An 819-nucleotide genomic window follows, 5' to 3' on the forward strand; every position below is an offset into this window, starting at 1 on the left:
AGGGCAGTGCTGCCGGTACCGCCACCATCACCACCAACGATGACGTGTATGTCGGCGGCCAGCCGGCCATTGCCCAAACGATCACTGGTGTGACCGGCGATGCGGTCTTCGAGAACCTGATCACTGCCGGCAGCACCACCACGACCGTCACCGACGAAACTGGTACGCCGAACAACCCAGGGACTCCAGGTACGCCAAATGGCGGCGACCAGGTTTTGGTCAGCATTGTCAGCAATGGCAACGTCACCGAAGCCCAGCAGCCGGTCTTCACCGTACGCGTCAACCAGGTCCTGGACCGTGACCTCACCGTCACCCTGACCAATGGTGACAAGGTCCTTATCGCCGCGGGCCAGACCGAAGCCACCTATCGCACCGATGCCCAGGGTGATGACGTCTTCAAGGATGCTGGCTCCCTGACGGTCGGCATCACCGATGCCACCGTTGATGGCCAGACCTTCGAAAACCTGCAGCTGGGTGGCTCCGCCACCGTGCAGATCGCCGACACCATCAACGATGTCGTGGCGACCCTGACCGCCGACAAGACCACCGTCACCGAAGGCGGTCAGATCACCTACACCGTGACCCTGAGCAACGCCCAAGGCCTGCCAGTTACCGGCCATGCGGGCCTGACGTTCACCCTCACCGATGGCACCACGATCACCATCCCGAGCGGCAGTACCGCCGGCACCGCTACCATCACCGCCAACGATGACGTGTATGTCGGTGGCCAGCCGGCCATTGCCCAGACCATCACCGGTGTGACCGGTGATGCGGTCTTCGAGAACCTGATCACTGCTGGCAGCACCAACACAGTCGTCA

1 protein-coding gene is annotated in these 819 nt (G+C 62.5%); it reads left to right on the plus strand.

What is annotated here, in order from left to right:
• On the plus strand, nt 1-819 hold an 819-nt coding region (locus tag G7009_RS27275; RefSeq protein WP_375139580.1), incomplete at both ends, for an immunoglobulin-like domain-containing protein.

This window comes from Pseudomonas capeferrum (assembly GCF_013523055.1).
In the GTDB taxonomy this organism is placed as follows: Bacteria; Pseudomonadota; Gammaproteobacteria; order Pseudomonadales; family Pseudomonadaceae; genus Aquipseudomonas; species Aquipseudomonas capeferrum_A.